This window comes from Rhizobium sp. RU35A (genome assembly GCF_900156005.1).
Classification (GTDB): Bacteria; Pseudomonadota; Alphaproteobacteria; order Rhizobiales; family Rhizobiaceae; genus Neorhizobium; species Neorhizobium straminoryzae.
Window position 1 is genome coordinate 465,378 of sequence record NZ_FTMR01000003.1, and the last position, 15,253, is coordinate 480,630.

The following is a 15,253-nucleotide window of genomic DNA, read 5'->3' on the forward strand; positions in this document are numbered from 1 at the left end:
ATGGGCGTGGTTGTCCAGAACATCGAACGCGCCGCTGCCTCCGTTATCGATGGTCTTGCTGCGGCCGGTGTCGCGACCGTGCATGAGGCGCAGGGGCGCAGGGGCATTCTGGCAAGCTATCTGCGGCCGATCTATGCGGGGGCCCAGATCGCGGGCTCCGCGATCACGATTTCTGCGCCGCCCGGCGACAACTGGATGCTGCATGTGGCGATCGAGCAGCTAAAGCCGGGCGACATTCTTGTCCTGGCGCCGACCAGCCCCTGTGACACCGGCTATTTCGGCGATCTGCTGGCGACATCTGCCAAGGCGCGCGGTTGCCGCGGTCTGATCATCGATGCCGGCGTGCGGGATGTGCGGGATCTGGCCGCCATGGGGTTTCCCGTCTGGTCGAAGGCGATTTCCGCGCAGGGTACGGTGAAGGAAACGCTGGGCTCGGTGAATGTGCCCGTGGTCTGTGCCGGAGCGCATATCGAGGCAGGCGACGTGATCGTCGCCGATGACGATGGCGTTTGCGTCGTGCGCCGCGCGGAGGCGGACGCGGTGCTTGCTGCGGCGCAACAGCGGCTGGCCAATGAAGAGATGAAGCGCAAGCGTCTTGCGGCCGGCGAACTGGGGCTAGACATCTACAACATGCGACCGGCGCTGGAAGCCAAGGGGCTGAAATATGTCTGACGGTATTCGTTGCCTGTGGATGCGCGGCGGAACGTCCAAGGGCGCCTACTTCCTCAAGGAAGACCTGCCGGCCGATCCCGCCGACCGTGACGATCTGCTGCTGCGGATCATGGGGTCGCCCGATCCGCGCCAGATCGATGGCATCGGCGGCGCCGATCCGCTGACATCGAAGGTGGCAGTCCTGTCACCGCCCAGCCGGCTGGATGCCGATGTGGACTATCTGTTCCTGCAGGTCTTCGTCGACAAGGCGCTGGTCAGCGATGCGCAGGGGTGCGGCAACATTCTGGCCGGCGTCGGTCCGGCGGCGATCGAGCGCGGCCTTGTCGCGCCGACCGGCGAGTGCACCGAGGTCCGCATCCACATGGTCAATACCGGTGAGGTGGCCGTGGCGCGGATTGCGACTCCCGGCGGCCGCGTGAACTATGCCGGAGATACCGAGATTGCCGGCGTGCCCGGTCGCCACGCGGCGGTGCCGTTGCTGTTCATGAACACGGCAGGTTCGATGTGCGGCGCACTGCTGCCGACCGGAAACACGGTGGACGTGATCGACGGCGTGGAGGCGACGCTGATCGATAACGGCATGCCCTGCGTCATCCTGCGCGCCACCGATTTCGGACTGACGGGGGAGGAAAGCCGCGAGGCGCTGGAGGCCGACGAGGCGCTCAAAGCGAGGATCGAGGCGATCCGCCTGCAGGCGGGGCCGATGATGATGCTCGGCGACGTAACGGCCGCCTCCGTGCCGAAGATGACGCTTGTCTCTGCACCTCGGGCCGGTGGCGCCATTGCGACGCGCAGCTTCATTCCGCATCGCGTGCATGCGACCGTCGGCGTCTTTGCCGCGATCACGGTGGCGACTGCCACCCGTCTTGCAGGAACCACTGCCCACACGCTCGCCGTCCAGCCGCCCGACGGGCGCTATCAGGTGGAACATCCGACGGGTGCCATGGAAGTGTTTCTCGACATTGCGGAGGATGGGACACTGCGCGGGGCGGGATCCGTGCGTACTGCCCGCAAGCTGTTCGACGGGATGGTGTTTCCGCGGTAAACCTTCCATGCATCTCAAGCAGCAGTGGAGATGCATGGAAGGGTTCCGTCGCCCTGCCGGAGCGCGGGATCTCTGCCGAGGCAAGCCAAATCCGTCAGTGTTGTCAGCTTGCCAGTTCCGCGATCCGATCGCGCAGCCAGCGATGCGCAGCGTCGTGCTGCAGGCGTTCGTGCCAGGTCAACAGTTTGCTGAAGCCGGTCACCGCAAGTGGCGGCTCGGTGATGTGAAGACCGGTCATCTCGGCCACCAGCCGCCGCGGTAGCAAGGCCATCAGGTCGCTGCAACGGATCATCTCGATCAACACCATGAAGCTCGGGACGCTGGCGACGACGCGGCGGCGGCGCCCCATCCTGGCCAGTGCCTCGTCAGTTGCGCCGCGAAACTGCGTGCCGTCATGCGACATGATGCCGTGATCGAGGGCGCAGAGAAGGTCGAGATCCATTGGCTGGCTGGCTGCCGGGTGGTTGTCGCGCATCACGCACACATAGGTCTCATCGAACAGGTGGCGGCTACGCATGGTGTCCTGTGCCATGTCCGGGGTAATCAGGGCCATGTCCACCAGCCCGCTCTCCATCTGTCGTGCAAGGTGTTCCCTGTCGACGGGGCGCACGGCAACACGGATGCCGGGCGCGTCGTGTCGAAGGCTTGTCAGCAGCGGCAGAACCACGGCTTTCTGCGCATAGTCCGTTGCCGCGAGACTTATCGTGAGGTTTGTCGTGCCCGGCTGAAAGACATGCGGGACGAGAACTGACTGGATCGCGGCGAGCGCCGCCCGCACCGGTTCTGCGAGTGCCTCGGCGCGCGGTGTCGGGATCACGCCGCGCTGGGTGCGCACGAACAGCGGGTCATCGAACGTGTCGCGCAGGCGCGCCAGCATGCCGCTGACGGCCGGTTGTGTCAGTCCCAGCATGTCTGCGGCCCGCGTCACCGATCCGGTTTCGATCAGGGCAGCGAAGGCCTTCAGCAGATTGAGGTCGGTTGTCTTGATATCGGCCAAGATGATAACTGAAATCAGAAATAGCGATTGGAGTTATAACTCATCCATCGGCATTTTCCCAGCATCCGACGTCGCATGGGCGTTGACGATTTCAGGAGAATGACATGAGCGATATCCTATGGCCAAAAGGCTATGTCCCCGGTTTCACCGACAACTACTGCTCGAACGAAGTGATCGTGGCCGGGCTGACGACGGCCGATGTCTGGCCCTTTCTCAACGTTCCGGACCGCTGGCCGACCTACTATCGGAACGCGGCCGATATCCGTATTGAAGACGGGAAGGGCCCGGCACTCGAACCGGACGTGCGGTTCTTCTTCAGCACTTTTGGCTTTCCCGTCAATGCTCAGGTGGTCGAGCATGTGCCGCCTGTTGAGGGACAGCCGGCGCGGATTGCCTGGCACGGGTGGGCAGGCGAGGAGGGCACGGAAGCGCGTCTGGATGTTCACCATGCCTGGCTGATCGAAGATCTGTCGTGTGGCCGGGTTCGCATTCTCACGCAGGAAACACAGAACGGAGGGCCTGCGAGGGATCTGGCGAAGTCCGTGCCCAATCCCATGATCAACGGCCACCAGGAATGGCTGGACGGGCTGGTTGCCGCGGCCCGCGCGACCAGGGGCTGAGCGGCACCCTTGTAAGGTGGCCGCCCTGCGGGTGCGGGCGCGGCCATTGTTGATCAGGCCAGATAGCGCTTGAACCAGGCGATTGTCCGGTCCCAGGCGAGTTTTGCGGCGGCTTCGTCGTAACGCGGCGTGGAATCGTTGTGGAAGCCGTGGTTCACGCCGGGATAGATATAGGCCTCGTAGGTCTTGTGATTTGCCTTCAGCGCCGCTTCATAGGCCGACCAGCCCTCGTTGATGCGGGTATCAAGTTCCGCATAGTGGATGAGAAGCGGCGCCTTGATCTTCGCCACGTCTTCCGCGCGCGGCTGGCGGCCGTAGAAGGGCACGGCGGCGGCGAGTTCCGGATAGGCGACGGCGGCCGCATTGGCAACGCCCCCGCCATAGCAGAAGCCGGTGATGCCGACCTTGCCGGTGGATTGCGGATATTCCATCAGGAATTCGACCGCGGCGAAGAAGTCGTTCATCAGCTTTTCCGGATCGACCTTGGCCTGAAGCTCGCGGCCCTTGTCGTCGTTGCCGGGATACCCGCCGACAGAGGTGAGGCCATCCGGCGCCAGCGCGATGAAACCGGCTTTCGCCACGCGACGCGCCACATCCTCGATATAGGGGTTGAGGCCACGGTTCTCGTGCACCACCACGACGGCCGGCGCCTTGCTTTCCAGTTTGGCCGGCTTCACGAGATAGGCGCGCACCTGGCCGTTGCCCTTCTCCGAGGCATAGGTGATGTATTCCGGGAGGATGTCAGGATCGGTGAACTCGACCTGCTGCGCGAGCGCATAATCCGGTGAAAGCTGTGCGACCAGCGCGGCGGCCGTCATGCCGCCCACCGCGAACTTCGCGGCGCGATCGAGAAACTCGCGCTTGGTGATCTTCCCATGCGCATAGAAATCGTAAAGCTCCAGCAGTTCCTGCGGAAAGTCCCTTGCGGTCAGTCTCGTCATCGTGGTCTCCCTCCAATCCATGCGCCCATAACAGCACAGTATTCGCACGAGCGTGCAGAAGGGATCTCTTTCATAAGCGGAGATGCAATCACGTTTGCGTCACCGGAAAGCCTCCGGACCCCAGTCAGGCGGAAAGCGGCAACCGCACCGTCTGCACAAGCCCGCCGGCCGGCCGGTTGGCGATGTCGATATCGCCGCCGAAGCGGTTGACGATTTCCTTGGCAATTGCAAGGCCGAGGCCTGCCCCCGGCGCCGTCTTGCGGCGGGCAGGATCGACGCGGAAAAACGGTTCGAAGACCTGGCCGAGCAGATCCTCGGGAATGCCCGGCCCGCCATCCTCGATGGTCAGAACGGCGTCTTTGGCTGTCGTCTCGAGCCGCCAGCGACCACCGCCGCCATGAGTGGCGGCATTGATCACGAGATTGCGCAGCGCCCGCTTCAGCGCCATGGGTTGCGCCGGCACGGTTGCATCGGCGGCACTGGAAAGCTCGATGGCAAAGCCGAGTTTTGCCAGTTCTTCCGTGATCAGCCGCACCATGATGTCGAGACGGATCAACTCCGGCCCGGAGTCGCTGGTCTCCTCGCGCACCAGCCCGATCGCGCTGTCGGCGATCGAGTCCAGTTCCTCGAGATCGGACAGCCATTTGGCGCGCTCGTCATCACCGCTGATGAACTCCGCCCTGAGCCGCATGCGGGTCATGGGGGTTCGCAGGTCATGGCCGGCGGCTGCCACCAGCCGCATGCGGCTTTCCAGAGCGCTGCGCAGCCGGCTGCTCAGCCGGTTCAGCGCGCGAGCCGTGGCGCGCACCTCGCGGCTGCCCTTTTCGGGGATGGGCGGCAGAAGCCCGTCCTTGCCGATACTTTCGGCAGCGCCTTCCAGAAGTTCCAGCGGCCGGGTGATCTTCGAGGCGATGAAGAAGGAAATGGCAAGGCTTCCAAGCACGATCAGCAGCATCCAGCCGCCGAGGATATAGAGCCAGTCGGAGGGCGGTGCGCGATGCGGGATGCGAAACACCGCCCATGCGCCATCCGGCGTGCGCACGGCCGCCATCATCGGCGGGGTCTCACTCGTCTTGATGACCTCGGAGGGCAGATGGATGTCGTCGGCTGCCAGCATCTCGACAAGGGCTTCGCTCAACCGCGCATGGGGTTGGCCGTCCGGAAGCCGGTTGTCCAGCCGGGCGCCGGCGGTTGCGGCCTTCGCCGGGTCGGTTTCCACCAGCGCCAGCGTCAGCCGCATCTGCGACACAACCGGCGCAAGGATGTCGTGTGCATCCGGCGGCTCCAGCACGCGGCTGGCAACGAAGGTGGCCAGTCCGACCACCGACACGATGGATAGCACAAGGAGCGCTGCGATGCGGTGGTAAAGCGACTTCATCGGCCGCCCGCAAGGGTTCTGACGGTCACCGTCAGCTGGTACCCGCCATTGCGGACGGTCTTGAAGATCATGGCCTCCGTATGCTCGTTGAGCTTGCGCCGCAGCCGGCTGATCAGTACGTCGATCGAACGGTCCATCGGATCGCGGTTGCGGCCTTGTGTGAGATCGAGCAACTGGTCGCGCGACAGAAGCCGGCCGGGGCGTTCCAGGAAAACCTGTAGCAAATCGAATTCGGCACCTGTGAGATCGAGCTGGGCGCCGCTCTCGTGGCGGACCATGCGAAGAGCAGGATCAGCCTCGAAGCCCTCGAAGAAATAGAGCCGGGCGGATGGCGGGCTTTCCGCTGTCTGCCCCGTGCGCCGGAGGATGGCCTTGATACGCGCCAGAAGTTCGCGCGGGTTGAAGGGTTTGCCGAGATAGTCGTCGGCGCCGATTTCCAGGCCGATGATCCGGTCGACGTCTTCCTTCAGTGCGGTCAGCAGGATGATGGCAAGCGAGGGCTGGCGCTCGCGCAGCATCCGGCAGATGTCGAGACCCGATCCGTCCGGCAGCATGACATCCAGCACCACCAGATCCGGCTTGCCGGTTGCCACCATCGCTTCGCATTCCTTCCGGTCGGCTGCAACGCTGACCCGCATGCCCTGTTCAGCCAGATAGCGCGACAGCAGCGACCGGATTTCGCGGTCGTCGTCGACGATCAGGATGTGACCACTGCCGTTCATCAGATGTCCTTTCCAATCCAGTCCTGACTAGCCGATCGGCGACGCGGCAGCTGGAAAAAATTGTAAACCAATGTTTCCAAAGGGGAACGAGAAACATTTCGTTACAAAAATGCGACCGACGGAGATGTTCGGAAATCATCGGCACAACCCCGGAAACCGGTGACCGGTAAAAAGAGAGCGTCCCGGATTGTGGATTGCTTCGCCTCTTCGTGCACGTCCTCTGTCCGCGCACACGCGTTTTGCCGAGACCCGTGATCGCGTTTGACAGGGCGGCAGGATCTCCGAGCATCCGTCAAAGGGTAAGGCGTAATCGCTGGCGTTTATGCGTCGGCGCCATTGTTGAGCGGAAGAGAGGCCCCCCTGCCGCTTCCTCTGCTCCAGGCCGGCCCCTGTGCCTCCGGGGCCGGCCTTCTTTTTTATACCAGCGTTTTGTCTATCCCGATGTGACGAACCAAGCCGGTTTTCTCCGGCAATGCCGAAAGGCAACCGGCGAGCGCGACCTTCCAGATTTATCTTGATTAACATAATCATGTTTGTGTATGCCGATCGTGCCGGCTGGCAGCAATCGCTGTCCGTCGGACTTTTCATTTGGACGCCCGGCGCTACCTGACGATGTTCCGATCGGTGTCGCCAGCCGAACCCTGCAATTTTCAAGAAGCAAAGACGATGACCATCCAACCCGCCAGCCCTGTCGACAGCCTTGCCGCGCGTCTGCGTGCCGAAACCCATCCGACACACGAGCGCCTTGATGGACGCATCATGTCGCTGCAGCCGTTTGCCGGGCGGCCGAACTATCTCCGCTTCCTCAAGATCCAGTGTGCGTTCCATGCCGCGATAGAGGAACTCTATGATGATGCCTGGCTGGCCTCCCTTCTGCCTGACCTTGCCGACCGTTGCCGTCTGGCTGAGGTGCGTGCCGATGTGGTGGATCTGGGCGGAGCTCCTGTTTTTCTGCCCGTTGAGGAAAGGCCCGCCATCGTGGGCGCCGAAGCGCTTGGCTGGCTTTATGTGGCGGAGGGGTCGAACCTCGGTGCCGCCTTCCTGCTCAAGGCGGCGAAGGAGCAGCTTGGCCTGTCGGAAGAGTTTGGTGCCCGTCATCTGGCCGGCCATCCGGAAGGCCGGGGCCTGCAGTGGCGTCGTTTCACCGCGGCGCTCGACGCGGTCGAACTGTCTGCCGAGGAAGAGGCTCGCGCCATCGAAGGAGCAAGGCGCGCCTTCGAATTCGTGCTGTCGCGGGTCGAGGCTGAGGCCGCCGCAGCGGCCTGAGCCGCCTGCGATCAGCCACTTTCGCCCTCGATGAAGTTCATCGGCCAGAGGCATTGGCGCGGCGCCTGCGGATAGGCGTCGGCAAAGGCGGGCATGGTGGAAAGCAGGCTTTCCGCCACCGCCACGCCAAGATCCCGCAGCGCGGGGCGAAAGCAGGTCAGCCGCGGCGACAGGAACTGGACGAGCGGGCTGTATTGCCCGATCACCGCCACCTCGCGGCCGGGCGTCAGTCCGGCCTCTTCCAGCCCGCGATAGAAGCCGATCACGGTCGCCTCGTTCAGCAGGACCATGGCCGTTGGCTGTGCGGGCGCCGCGATAAAATTCCGCGCCAGCTTGTATCCGCCGCTTTCGTTCGGCCGGGAGCGGAAGACATGGGCCGGATCGAGCCGCAGCCCGTGCCGGGCCAGGGCCGCGTGACAACGTTCCTCGAACACGTAACCGAGGTTGATTTCGCCTTCCGGGCGGCCGATGGCGATCTTTTTGTGGCCCTTCGCCACAAGCCGATCGATGGCGGTCTCTGCCATGCCCTCGAAATCGAGGTCGTACCAGGGCTGGCCGACATCGCTCCGGCTGCGTCCCAGCGAAATGAAGGGTATGCCTGCCTTGTGCAGCGTGCCGAAGCGATCATCCCGGTAACGCGTGGCGGACAGGATGATGCCGTCGGCAAAGCCGCGCGCTACAACGCGCTTCATATAGGCATCGGGATCTTCTTCCGATGAGCAGAGCAGGGCGACGAGATCGAGCTTGTGGCGGGCGAGCACCGTCTGCACTCCGTCGAACACGCTCATGAAGAAGGTGTCGCCCTGGCCGGTGATTTCATGCCCGGTCTGCATCATGAAGCCGATGATGCCGGTGGCTCCCTTGCGCAGCGAACGGCCGGCCTGGTTCGCGACATAGCCGAATTTTTCGGCTGCCTCCAACACGCGCCTGCGGGTTTCGTCGTTCACATCCGGCTTGCCGTTCAAGGCGCGCGACACGGTGCCGATCGAGATATCGAGGTGATCTGCCAGTTGGCGAATGCCTTTCATGTGCGCCTTGTATCCCTTCTGCTCCGTTATCGTTTACGGAAAGCCTCTTGACAGGGCAAGTCCCCCGCAATTAGTGTCGTAAACGTTTACGGAAGGTGATGGAAGAGGAGTTCCATTCCGTCCGCAGGAGGATTTCAGTGACATACAGAGCCGTTTTGTGCGGGTGCGGAGCTATGGCCAGAGGCTGGCTGAGGGCCTTGCAGGACGATCCCGATCTGAAAAGGGATGTGATCGTCGTCGGTCTGGTGGATCTCAACCGAGGTGCGGCCGAGGCGCTGGCCCAGGATTTCGCACTGTCATCCGTCTGCATCGGAACCGATCTCGGCGAGGTGCTGACGGCGACGCGCGCGGAACTCGTGTTCGACGTGGTTGTGCCTGTCGCGCGGGCCGCCGTCGTGGAAACGGCCTTTGCTCATGGTTGCCATGTTCTGAGTGAAAAGCCTTTGTCCATCTCCATGGATGAAGCGCGGCATCTGATCGAAGTGGCACGGCAGGCAGGCCGCATCCACGCCATTGTGCAGAATCGCCGCTTCATCACGGGCATCCGCCGGCTGCGCCGGGCGGTGGAGGAGGGGGTCATCGGCACCTTGACCGGTGTTCACTGTGATTTCTTCATCGGTCCGCATTTCGGCGGCTTCCGGGACGACATGGATCATGTCCTGCTGCTCGACATGGCGATCCACACGCTGGATGCCGCCCGCTTCGTGTCCGGCAAGGTGCCGCTTTCGGTCTATTGCGTCGAAACCAATCCTGCCGGTTCCTGGTATCGCCACGGTGCGGCCGCCAATGCGATTTTCCGGCTCTCGGACGACGTCGTTCTGACCTATCGCGGCTCCTGGTGCGCGGAAGGCCGCCGCACCAGCTGGGAAAGCGCCTGGCGGCTGATCGGCTCCAAGGGCATGCTGACCTGGGATGGCGAAGACGCCTTCGAGGCGACGGTGGCGGGCGATGAGGCCGGCCTGCTGCGCGGCTTGCGCACGGTCGATGTGCCGCAAGCGCCGTTCGAAACGCAGACGCATGGCCACCGCAGCGTGCTGAGGGATTTTGTCGCGGCAATCCGTGGCGGCACGGTGCCCGAGACGGTGAGCCACGACAATATCAGAAGCCTTGCCATGGTGTTCGGCGCCATCGAAAGCGCCCGCACCGGCCAGGTCGTCAGCATTCAGACAGAAGGACATTGACCTGTGAGCAATCCCGCCCAATCCATCCGTATCGGCACCATGATCAGCGCTTCCGCCGGCAAGGCCGCGGAGCGCATCGGCCAACTGTCCGACATGGGGTTTGAGAGCTTCCAGCCCTTCTTCTGGCAGACCACCAATGGCCAGGATCTGGCCGATCTCGGTAAGCGCTGCGTTGAGGCGATCGGCGATCGCGATATCACCATCTCCACCCTCGGCATGTTCGGCAATCCGCTCGAAGGCACCGACATCGACCTGCAGACGCTGCAGGGCTGGAAGGATTGCATCGATAATGCCCATCACTTCGGCGCAACCTGCGTGGCCGGTTTCACCGGCCGCGTGCGCGGCAGGCCGCTGCCGGACAGCCTTCCGCGCTATCGCGAGATCTGGAGCGAGCTTGCCCGCCGCGCGGCTGACAAGGGCGTGAAGATTGCCTTCGAGAACTGCGCCATGGACGGCAACTGGCAGACGGGTGACTGGAACATCGCCCACAATCCGGATGCCTGGGAACTGATCTTCAACGAGACGCCGGACGATCATATCGGGCTCGAATGGGAGCCTTGCCACCAGATGGTCTATCTGATCGAGCCTTTGCCGCAGATCCGCAAATGGGCGCACAAGTTCTTCCACATCCATGGCAAGGACGCCACGATACGCTGGGACGTGATCCGCGAGCACGGCATTTTCGGCAAGCATCCCTTCGTCTTCATGCGCACGGCGGGCTTTGGCGACACCAACTGGACGGATGTGATGTCCGAGCTTCGGCTTGCCGGATGGTCCGGTTCCGTCGATATCGAAGGCTGGCATGATCCCGTCTACCGCGACCAGCTGGAAATGACGGGCCAGGTGCATGCGCTGAACTACCTCAAGAATTGCCGGGGCGGCAGTTTCGTGACCGATCCCCAGTAAGACGCCACGGCCGGCGGGGAGGACGCTGGCCGGGGTGTGACATGAAACCGATCGGAATGGTCAAACTCTAGGAGGAGAGCATGTCTATTCGAATGTGTCTGATGGCGGGCGCCGTCGCGCTCGCTGGCATCCCCGCACTCGGGATGTCGCATGCGAGCGCCGAGGAAATCACGCTGCGCATCTGGAGCCTGGACAAGCCGGAGCAGCCGGCCTGGAACCTCGCCAAGGAATTCGACGACAAGGAACCGAACATCAAGGTGGAATACCGTCTGATCCAGTTCGATGACGTCGTCAGCGAGGCCATGCGCGCCTATTCCACCGGGCAGGCCCCCGACATCATCGCCATCGACAATCCCGAACATGCGCTCTTTGCGTCGCGCGGCGCCTTTCTTGACCTCACCGACATGATCTCCAAGTCGAGTGTCATCAAGAAGGAAAATTATTTCAAGGGGCCGCTAAACTCGGTCACCTGGAAGGACAAGCTTTATGGTGTGCCGAAGGCGACCAACACGATCGCGCTCTACTACAATGCCGACATGTTTCGCGCCAAGGGGCTCGATCCCGACAAGCCGCCGCAGACCTGGGATGAACTGCTGGCCGCGGCTCGCAAGCTCAACGATCCCGCCAGGAACGTCTATGGCCTTGCCTTCTCCGCCAAGGGCAATGAGGAAGGCACCTTCCAGTTCCTGCCCTGGGTGCAGATGGCCGGCGGCAGCTACAAGCACATCAATACTGAGGGCGGTGTGAAAGCGCTGACCGCCTGGAAGACGATCATGGACGAGAAGCTCGCCTCGCCGGACAGCCTGACGCGTGGCCAGTGGGATTCGACCGGCACCTTCAATGCCGGCAATGCCGCCATGGCGATCTCCGGTCCCTGGGAACTCAACCGCATGACCAGCGAGGCAAAGTTCGACTGGCGGGTGGCGCTGCTGCCGATCCCGCAGCCGGGCGCCGAGCGTTCGTCGGCCATGGGCGATTTCAACTGGGCGATCTTCTCCTCCACCAAGCATCCGGCGGAAGCCTTCAAGGCAATCGAGTATTTCGCCTCGCAGGACGACAAGATGTTTGCGAAATACGGCCAGCTTCCGGCCCGCTCCGACATCACGCTGCCAGCCACGGGCGATGCCAAGAAGGATGCTGCGCTGAAGGTCTTCCAGGAGCAGCTGAAATATGCGCAGGCGCGCGGCCCGCATCCGCAATGGCCGAAGATTTCCAAGGCGATCCAGGACGCGATCCAGGCGGCCCTGACCGGCCAGATGTCGCCCAAGGATGCGCTGGATCAGGCCCAGAAGAAGATCGACGCCGTTCTCGGCTGAGATTCCTCTTCCGCTTGCCGGGAAGGGGCCACGGCCCTGTCCCCCTGCATTCCGGCTCCCTCCCGGTCGGCGGCTGTCCCGATCTCTTAGGGGCGGCTGCTGACCGGCGGTTCCGGCCCCTTTTCAAGGATGAAACCGTTGCGCAAACTTGCCCTGTCTCTGACCGACGGTCGCGGCTTCGACATCCTGCTCGTCGCTGTCCCCCTCGGCTTCCTGCTGGCACTGTCCGGCCTGCCGCTCCTCTACAACGTGTTGATGAGCTTCCAGGAAGTCGACATGTTCTCGCTGGGCAGCGTGATCCGGCCCTTCGTCGGCCTTGCCAATTACAAGGCGCTGTTTGCCGAGCCGGAAACCTGGCCGATCTTTGCCAACACGGCCATTTTCGTCACAGCCTCGATTGCCGGCCAGTTCGTCATCGGCTTCGGCCTTGCCTTGTTCTTCTGGGTCAATTTCCCGGGTGCCTCGTGGCTGCGCGGTCTCTTCCTCATCTCGTGGATCATGCCGGGGCTTGTGGTCGGTGCCGTCTGGAACTGGATGCTTTCAGGCGATTTCGGTGTCATCAACTTCCTGCTGCGTGAGGCGGGCCTCATCTCCCGGAACATCTTCTGGCGCTCCGATCCGAACTTTGCCCTGTGGGCCGTCATCCTCGCCAATATCTGGCTCGGCACGTCGTTCAACATGATCCTGCTGTCCGTCGGTCTTTCGGCCATTCCGGAAGATCTCTATGAGGCGGCGGAACTGGACGGTGCCAATGTGTGGCAGCGTTTCGTCACCATCACGTTGCCGATGATGCGCTCGTCGATCGGCGCTATCCTGTCGCTGGGCCTGATCTTCACCCTGCAGCAGTTCGATCTCTTCGCCGCCATCACCTCCGGCGGGCCGAACAATGCCTCGAACGTCGCCCAGTACTGGGCCTGGGACCTTTCCTTCAAGCAATATGATTTTGCCCGCGGCGCGACGATCTCGGTCATCATGATCCTGTTCGTGATGCTGGCATCGGTCATCTATGTCCGCTCGACCCGACAGGAGGTGCGCGGATGACCGAGGCCTGGCGAGACCGCCTGATGCTGCTCATCGCGCTTGCGCTGGCGGCGGTTTATCTCTTCCCGCTCTACTGGATGTATATCACCACGCTGAAGAGCGGGTCGGCCGTCTTTGCCACGCCGCCCGGCTTCTGGCCGAGCGATCCCCACTGGGATACCTATGTCTATGTGTGGGAAAGCCGCAATCTGGCCCGCTATCTCGGCAATTCGCTGGTGATCGCGACCGGCGCGGTCACCGTCATCACGCTGCTTGGAACCGGTTGCGCCTATGTGCTTGCCCGCTATCGCAACCGCTGGGTCGATGTCGGTCTGTTCCTGATCCTGATGCTGCAGGTTCTTCCGGCCTCGCTGATGATCACGCCGATCTTCGTCGGCTTCTCGCAGCTTGGCCTGCTGGACTATCCGCGGTTTGCCGTTGTTCTGGCCATCGCCGCCAAATCCATGCCTTTCTTCGTGGTGCTGGTGCGGGCCACCTTCATGAGCGTGCCGATGGAACTGGAGGAGGCGGCCCTGGTCGACGGCAATTCGCGGATCGGCGCCTTTTTCAACATCGTGTTGCCTCTGGCGCGCAACGGCATTCTCGTCTCCGCCATCCTCATCTTCATGCAGGCTTTCGGTGAGTTCGTCTATTCGAAGTCGATCATCCAGGCGATCGAATATCAGCCGGCCAGCGTCGGCTTGAACTCCTTCATGGGACCGAACACCAATGAATGGAACAGCATCATGGCCTTCGCCACGATCTATGTGACGCCGATCCTCGCCATCTTCGTTCTCTTGCAACGCCGGATCGTTTCCGGCCTGACGTCCGGAGCGCTCAAATGACCCAGCAGATCGAACTCACCGGCGTCAACAAGTATTACGGGGCCTATCATGCACTGAAGGATATCGATCTTTCCATCCGCAAGGGGGCGTTCGTTGCACTGGTCGGCCCGTCCGGCTGCGGCAAGTCCACGCTGCTGCGGTCGCTGGCGGGGCTGGAGAGCATCTCGACCGGCGATCTCTTCATCGCGGGAGAGCGGATGAACGGTGTTCCGCCGCGCAAGCGCGATCTCGCCATGGTGTTCCAGTCCTATGCGCTTTATCCGCACATGACGGTTGAGGAGAATCTGACCTATTCGCTGCGTATCCGTGGTGTGAACCGCGCGGAAACTCGCAAGGCGGCGGAGGATGTGGCGGCGATTACCGGTCTTTCGCATCTTCTGCATCGCTATCCCCGCGAACTCTCCGGTGGTCAGCGGCAGCGCGTTGCCATGAGCCGTGCGATCATTCGTCATCCCAAGGCCTTCCTGTTCGACGAGCCGCTGTCGAACCTCGATGCCGCCCTGCGCGTCCAGATGCGCAAGGAGATCCGGGCGCTGCATGACCGGCTGGGGGCAACCTCCGTCTATGTCACCCATGACCAGGTGGAAGCCATGACCATGGCCGATCATGTCGTCGTCATGCGTCAGGGGGTGATCGAGCAGCAGGGCGCGCCGCTTCATCTCTACGACCGGCCGGTCAACCGGTTTGTGGCTGGCTTCATCGGTTCTCCCGCCATGAACCTCATTCCGGCCACCTATGTCGAGGGGGCGTTGCGGCTCGACATTCAGCCAGGTGAGGATGTCCGGCTGCCCTTCGATGCCCCCTTGATGAATGGTACGGCGGTCCATGTCGGACTGCGTCCAGAACATCTTCGGCTCGTTTCACCGGATGCAGCAAAGATCCGTTTTCCGGTCGGCGCTGTCGAAAGCACGGGGTCCAGTACCTATGTGGTGTCCGACAGCCGCCCGGAGATCACGGTTGTAGCCAGCGAACGCCTTTTCCTCAGGCGCGGGGAGCAGATGGGCGTCGATTTCGAGCCGTCGAACCTACATGTCTTCGATGCGCAGACTGATATCCGCATACCGATGCCCGGGGCGTGATCTGTTTCTGCTTGCCCGCCGCAGACAGTCGTCGGCAGAGGCTTCTGCGATTCGCGGCGGGCTGCAAAAATAGACGTTCCACATCAAAGGTTTATGACAAAAACGTCGCGCAATGAAAAAATACGGATTGACGCTTTGTGTGGTGGCTCGTATAAGCCGGTTCATCAACGAGGGCGGCGGCGCTGCTGGCGACGGTGTCTCTTGTTCTGGCGGGTTAGCGGTTTTGCTGCTGGGTTT

15 protein-coding genes are annotated in these 15,253 nt (G+C 62.6%); 10 read left to right on the plus strand and 5 right to left on the minus strand.

Features of this window, described 5'->3' with window-relative positions; genetic code table 11:
* Both F3H95_RS10605 and F3H95_RS10610 read left to right on the plus strand, forming a co-directional pair.
* On the plus strand, positions 1 to 672 hold the full coding sequence (locus tag F3H95_RS10605; protein WP_149745917.1) for a 4-carboxy-4-hydroxy-2-oxoadipate aldolase/oxaloacetate decarboxylase: 672 nt from the start codon (positions 1 to 3) through the stop codon (positions 670 to 672).
* On the plus strand, positions 665 to 1,717 hold the full coding sequence (locus F3H95_RS10610) for a 4-oxalomesaconate tautomerase (protein ID WP_149745918.1): 1,053 nt from the start codon (positions 665 to 667) through the stop codon (positions 1,715 to 1,717). The genes F3H95_RS10605 and F3H95_RS10610 overlap by 8 nt, the downstream gene beginning before the upstream one ends.
* A gap of 103 nt (positions 1,718 to 1,820) precedes the next feature.
* Here the strand turns inward: F3H95_RS10610 and F3H95_RS10615 are convergent, their stop codons facing one another.
* A complete protein-coding gene (locus tag F3H95_RS10615; RefSeq protein ID WP_210248550.1) occupies positions 1,821 to 2,714 on the minus strand; it encodes a LysR family transcriptional regulator in 894 nt (297 codons plus the stop codon).
* 104 nt (positions 2,715 to 2,818) lie between these two features.
* Between F3H95_RS10615 and F3H95_RS10620 the strand changes: the two genes are divergently transcribed.
* On the plus strand, positions 2,819 to 3,334 hold the full coding sequence (locus F3H95_RS10620) for an SRPBCC domain-containing protein (protein ID WP_149745920.1): 516 nt from the start codon (positions 2,819 to 2,821) through the stop codon (positions 3,332 to 3,334).
* A 53-nt stretch (positions 3,335 to 3,387) separates the two neighbouring features.
* On the opposite strand, the gene yghX is transcribed toward F3H95_RS10620, so the two are convergent.
* The 3 genes from yghX to F3H95_RS10635 all read right to left on the minus strand — a co-directional run bounded on the left by yghX (position 3,388) and on the right by F3H95_RS10635 (position 6,375).
* Positions 3,388 to 4,275, minus strand: coding sequence for a YghX family hydrolase (gene yghX, locus F3H95_RS10625; protein WP_149745921.1), 888 nt, complete (start codon positions 4,273 to 4,275; stop codon positions 3,388 to 3,390).
* Between the two features lie 124 nt (positions 4,276 to 4,399).
* Positions 4,400 to 5,653, minus strand: coding sequence for an ATP-binding protein (locus tag F3H95_RS10630; RefSeq protein ID WP_143125039.1), 1,254 nt, complete (start codon positions 5,651 to 5,653; stop codon positions 4,400 to 4,402).
* The gene (locus tag F3H95_RS10635) at positions 5,650 to 6,375 is read right to left on the minus strand and encodes a response regulator transcription factor (RefSeq protein WP_143125038.1); all 726 of its coding nucleotides are present in this window, start codon (positions 6,373 to 6,375) and stop codon (positions 5,650 to 5,652) included. The genes F3H95_RS10630 and F3H95_RS10635 overlap by 4 nt, the downstream gene beginning before the upstream one ends.
* A 666-nt stretch (positions 6,376 to 7,041) precedes the next feature.
* On the opposite strand from F3H95_RS10635, the gene F3H95_RS10640 reads away from it, so the two are divergent.
* A complete protein-coding gene (locus tag F3H95_RS10640) occupies positions 7,042 to 7,641 on the plus strand; it encodes a biliverdin-producing heme oxygenase (protein WP_149745922.1) in 600 nt (199 codons plus the stop codon).
* A gap of 11 nt (positions 7,642 to 7,652) precedes the next feature.
* Here F3H95_RS10640 and F3H95_RS10645 read toward each other — a convergent pair whose 3' ends face one another.
* Positions 7,653 to 8,669: a LacI family DNA-binding transcriptional regulator gene (locus tag F3H95_RS10645; RefSeq protein ID WP_143125036.1), complete on the minus strand. Its 1,017-nt coding sequence runs from the start codon at positions 8,667 to 8,669 to the stop codon at positions 7,653 to 7,655.
* A 137-nt stretch (positions 8,670 to 8,806) separates the two neighbouring features.
* On the opposite strand from F3H95_RS10645, the gene F3H95_RS10650 reads away from it, so the two are divergent.
* The 6 genes from F3H95_RS10650 to F3H95_RS10675 all read left to right on the plus strand — a co-directional run bounded on the left by F3H95_RS10650 (position 8,807) and on the right by F3H95_RS10675 (position 15,016).
* The gene (locus tag F3H95_RS10650; RefSeq protein WP_149745923.1) at positions 8,807 to 9,850 is read left to right on the plus strand and encodes a Gfo/Idh/MocA family oxidoreductase; all 1,044 of its coding nucleotides are present in this window, start codon (positions 8,807 to 8,809) and stop codon (positions 9,848 to 9,850) included.
* Between the two features lie 3 nt (positions 9,851 to 9,853).
* The gene (locus F3H95_RS10655; protein ID WP_149745924.1) at positions 9,854 to 10,756 is read left to right on the plus strand and encodes a sugar phosphate isomerase/epimerase; all 903 of its coding nucleotides are present in this window, start codon (positions 9,854 to 9,856) and stop codon (positions 10,754 to 10,756) included.
* 80 nt (positions 10,757 to 10,836) lie between these two features.
* A complete protein-coding gene (locus F3H95_RS10660) occupies positions 10,837 to 12,072 on the plus strand; it encodes a sugar ABC transporter substrate-binding protein (RefSeq protein ID WP_149745925.1) in 1,236 nt (411 codons plus the stop codon).
* 138 nt (positions 12,073 to 12,210) lie between these two features.
* On the plus strand, positions 12,211 to 13,113 hold the full coding sequence (locus F3H95_RS10665; RefSeq protein ID WP_143128082.1) for a sugar ABC transporter permease: 903 nt from the start codon (positions 12,211 to 12,213) through the stop codon (positions 13,111 to 13,113).
* On the plus strand, positions 13,110 to 13,937 hold the full coding sequence (locus tag F3H95_RS10670; RefSeq protein WP_149745926.1) for a carbohydrate ABC transporter permease: 828 nt from the start codon (positions 13,110 to 13,112) through the stop codon (positions 13,935 to 13,937). The genes F3H95_RS10665 and F3H95_RS10670 overlap by 4 nt, the downstream gene beginning before the upstream one ends.
* Positions 13,934 to 15,016 carry an ABC transporter ATP-binding protein gene (locus F3H95_RS10675; RefSeq protein WP_149745927.1) on the plus strand — a complete coding sequence of 361 codons (1,083 nt, stop codon included), beginning with the start codon at positions 13,934 to 13,936 and terminating at the stop codon, positions 15,014 to 15,016. The genes F3H95_RS10670 and F3H95_RS10675 overlap by 4 nt, the downstream gene beginning before the upstream one ends.
* Positions 15,017 to 15,253: the final 237 nt, after the last annotated feature.

What these genes read in the sequence shown, in the direction of transcription:
- F3H95_RS10605 (WP_149745917.1), top strand. Translation starts at nt 1, where the DNA reads ATGGGCGTGGTTGTCCAGAACATCGAACGCGCCGCTGCCTCCGTTATC.
- F3H95_RS10610 (WP_149745918.1), top strand. Translation starts at nt 665, where the DNA reads ATGTCTGACGGTATTCGTTGCCTGTGGATGCGCGGCGGAACGTCCAAG.
- F3H95_RS10620 (WP_149745920.1), top strand. Translation starts at nt 2,819, where the DNA reads ATGAGCGATATCCTATGGCCAAAAGGCTATGTCCCCGGTTTCACCGAC.
- yghX (WP_149745921.1), bottom strand. Translation starts at nt 4,275, where the DNA reads ATGACGAGACTGACCGCAAGGGACTTTCCGCAGGAACTGCTGGAGCTT.
- F3H95_RS10630 (WP_143125039.1), bottom strand. Translation starts at nt 5,653, where the DNA reads ATGAAGTCGCTTTACCACCGCATCGCAGCGCTCCTTGTGCTATCCATC.
- F3H95_RS10635 (WP_143125038.1), bottom strand. Translation starts at nt 6,375, where the DNA reads ATGAACGGCAGTGGTCACATCCTGATCGTCGACGACGACCGCGAAATC.
- F3H95_RS10640 (WP_149745922.1), top strand. Translation starts at nt 7,042, where the DNA reads ATGACCATCCAACCCGCCAGCCCTGTCGACAGCCTTGCCGCGCGTCTG.
- F3H95_RS10645 (WP_143125036.1), bottom strand. Translation starts at nt 8,669, where the DNA reads ATGAAAGGCATTCGCCAACTGGCAGATCACCTCGATATCTCGATCGGC.
- F3H95_RS10660 (WP_149745925.1), top strand. Translation starts at nt 10,837, where the DNA reads ATGTCTATTCGAATGTGTCTGATGGCGGGCGCCGTCGCGCTCGCTGGC.
- F3H95_RS10670 (WP_149745926.1), top strand. Translation starts at nt 13,110, where the DNA reads ATGACCGAGGCCTGGCGAGACCGCCTGATGCTGCTCATCGCGCTTGCG.
- F3H95_RS10675 (WP_149745927.1), top strand. Translation starts at nt 13,934, where the DNA reads ATGACCCAGCAGATCGAACTCACCGGCGTCAACAAGTATTACGGGGCC.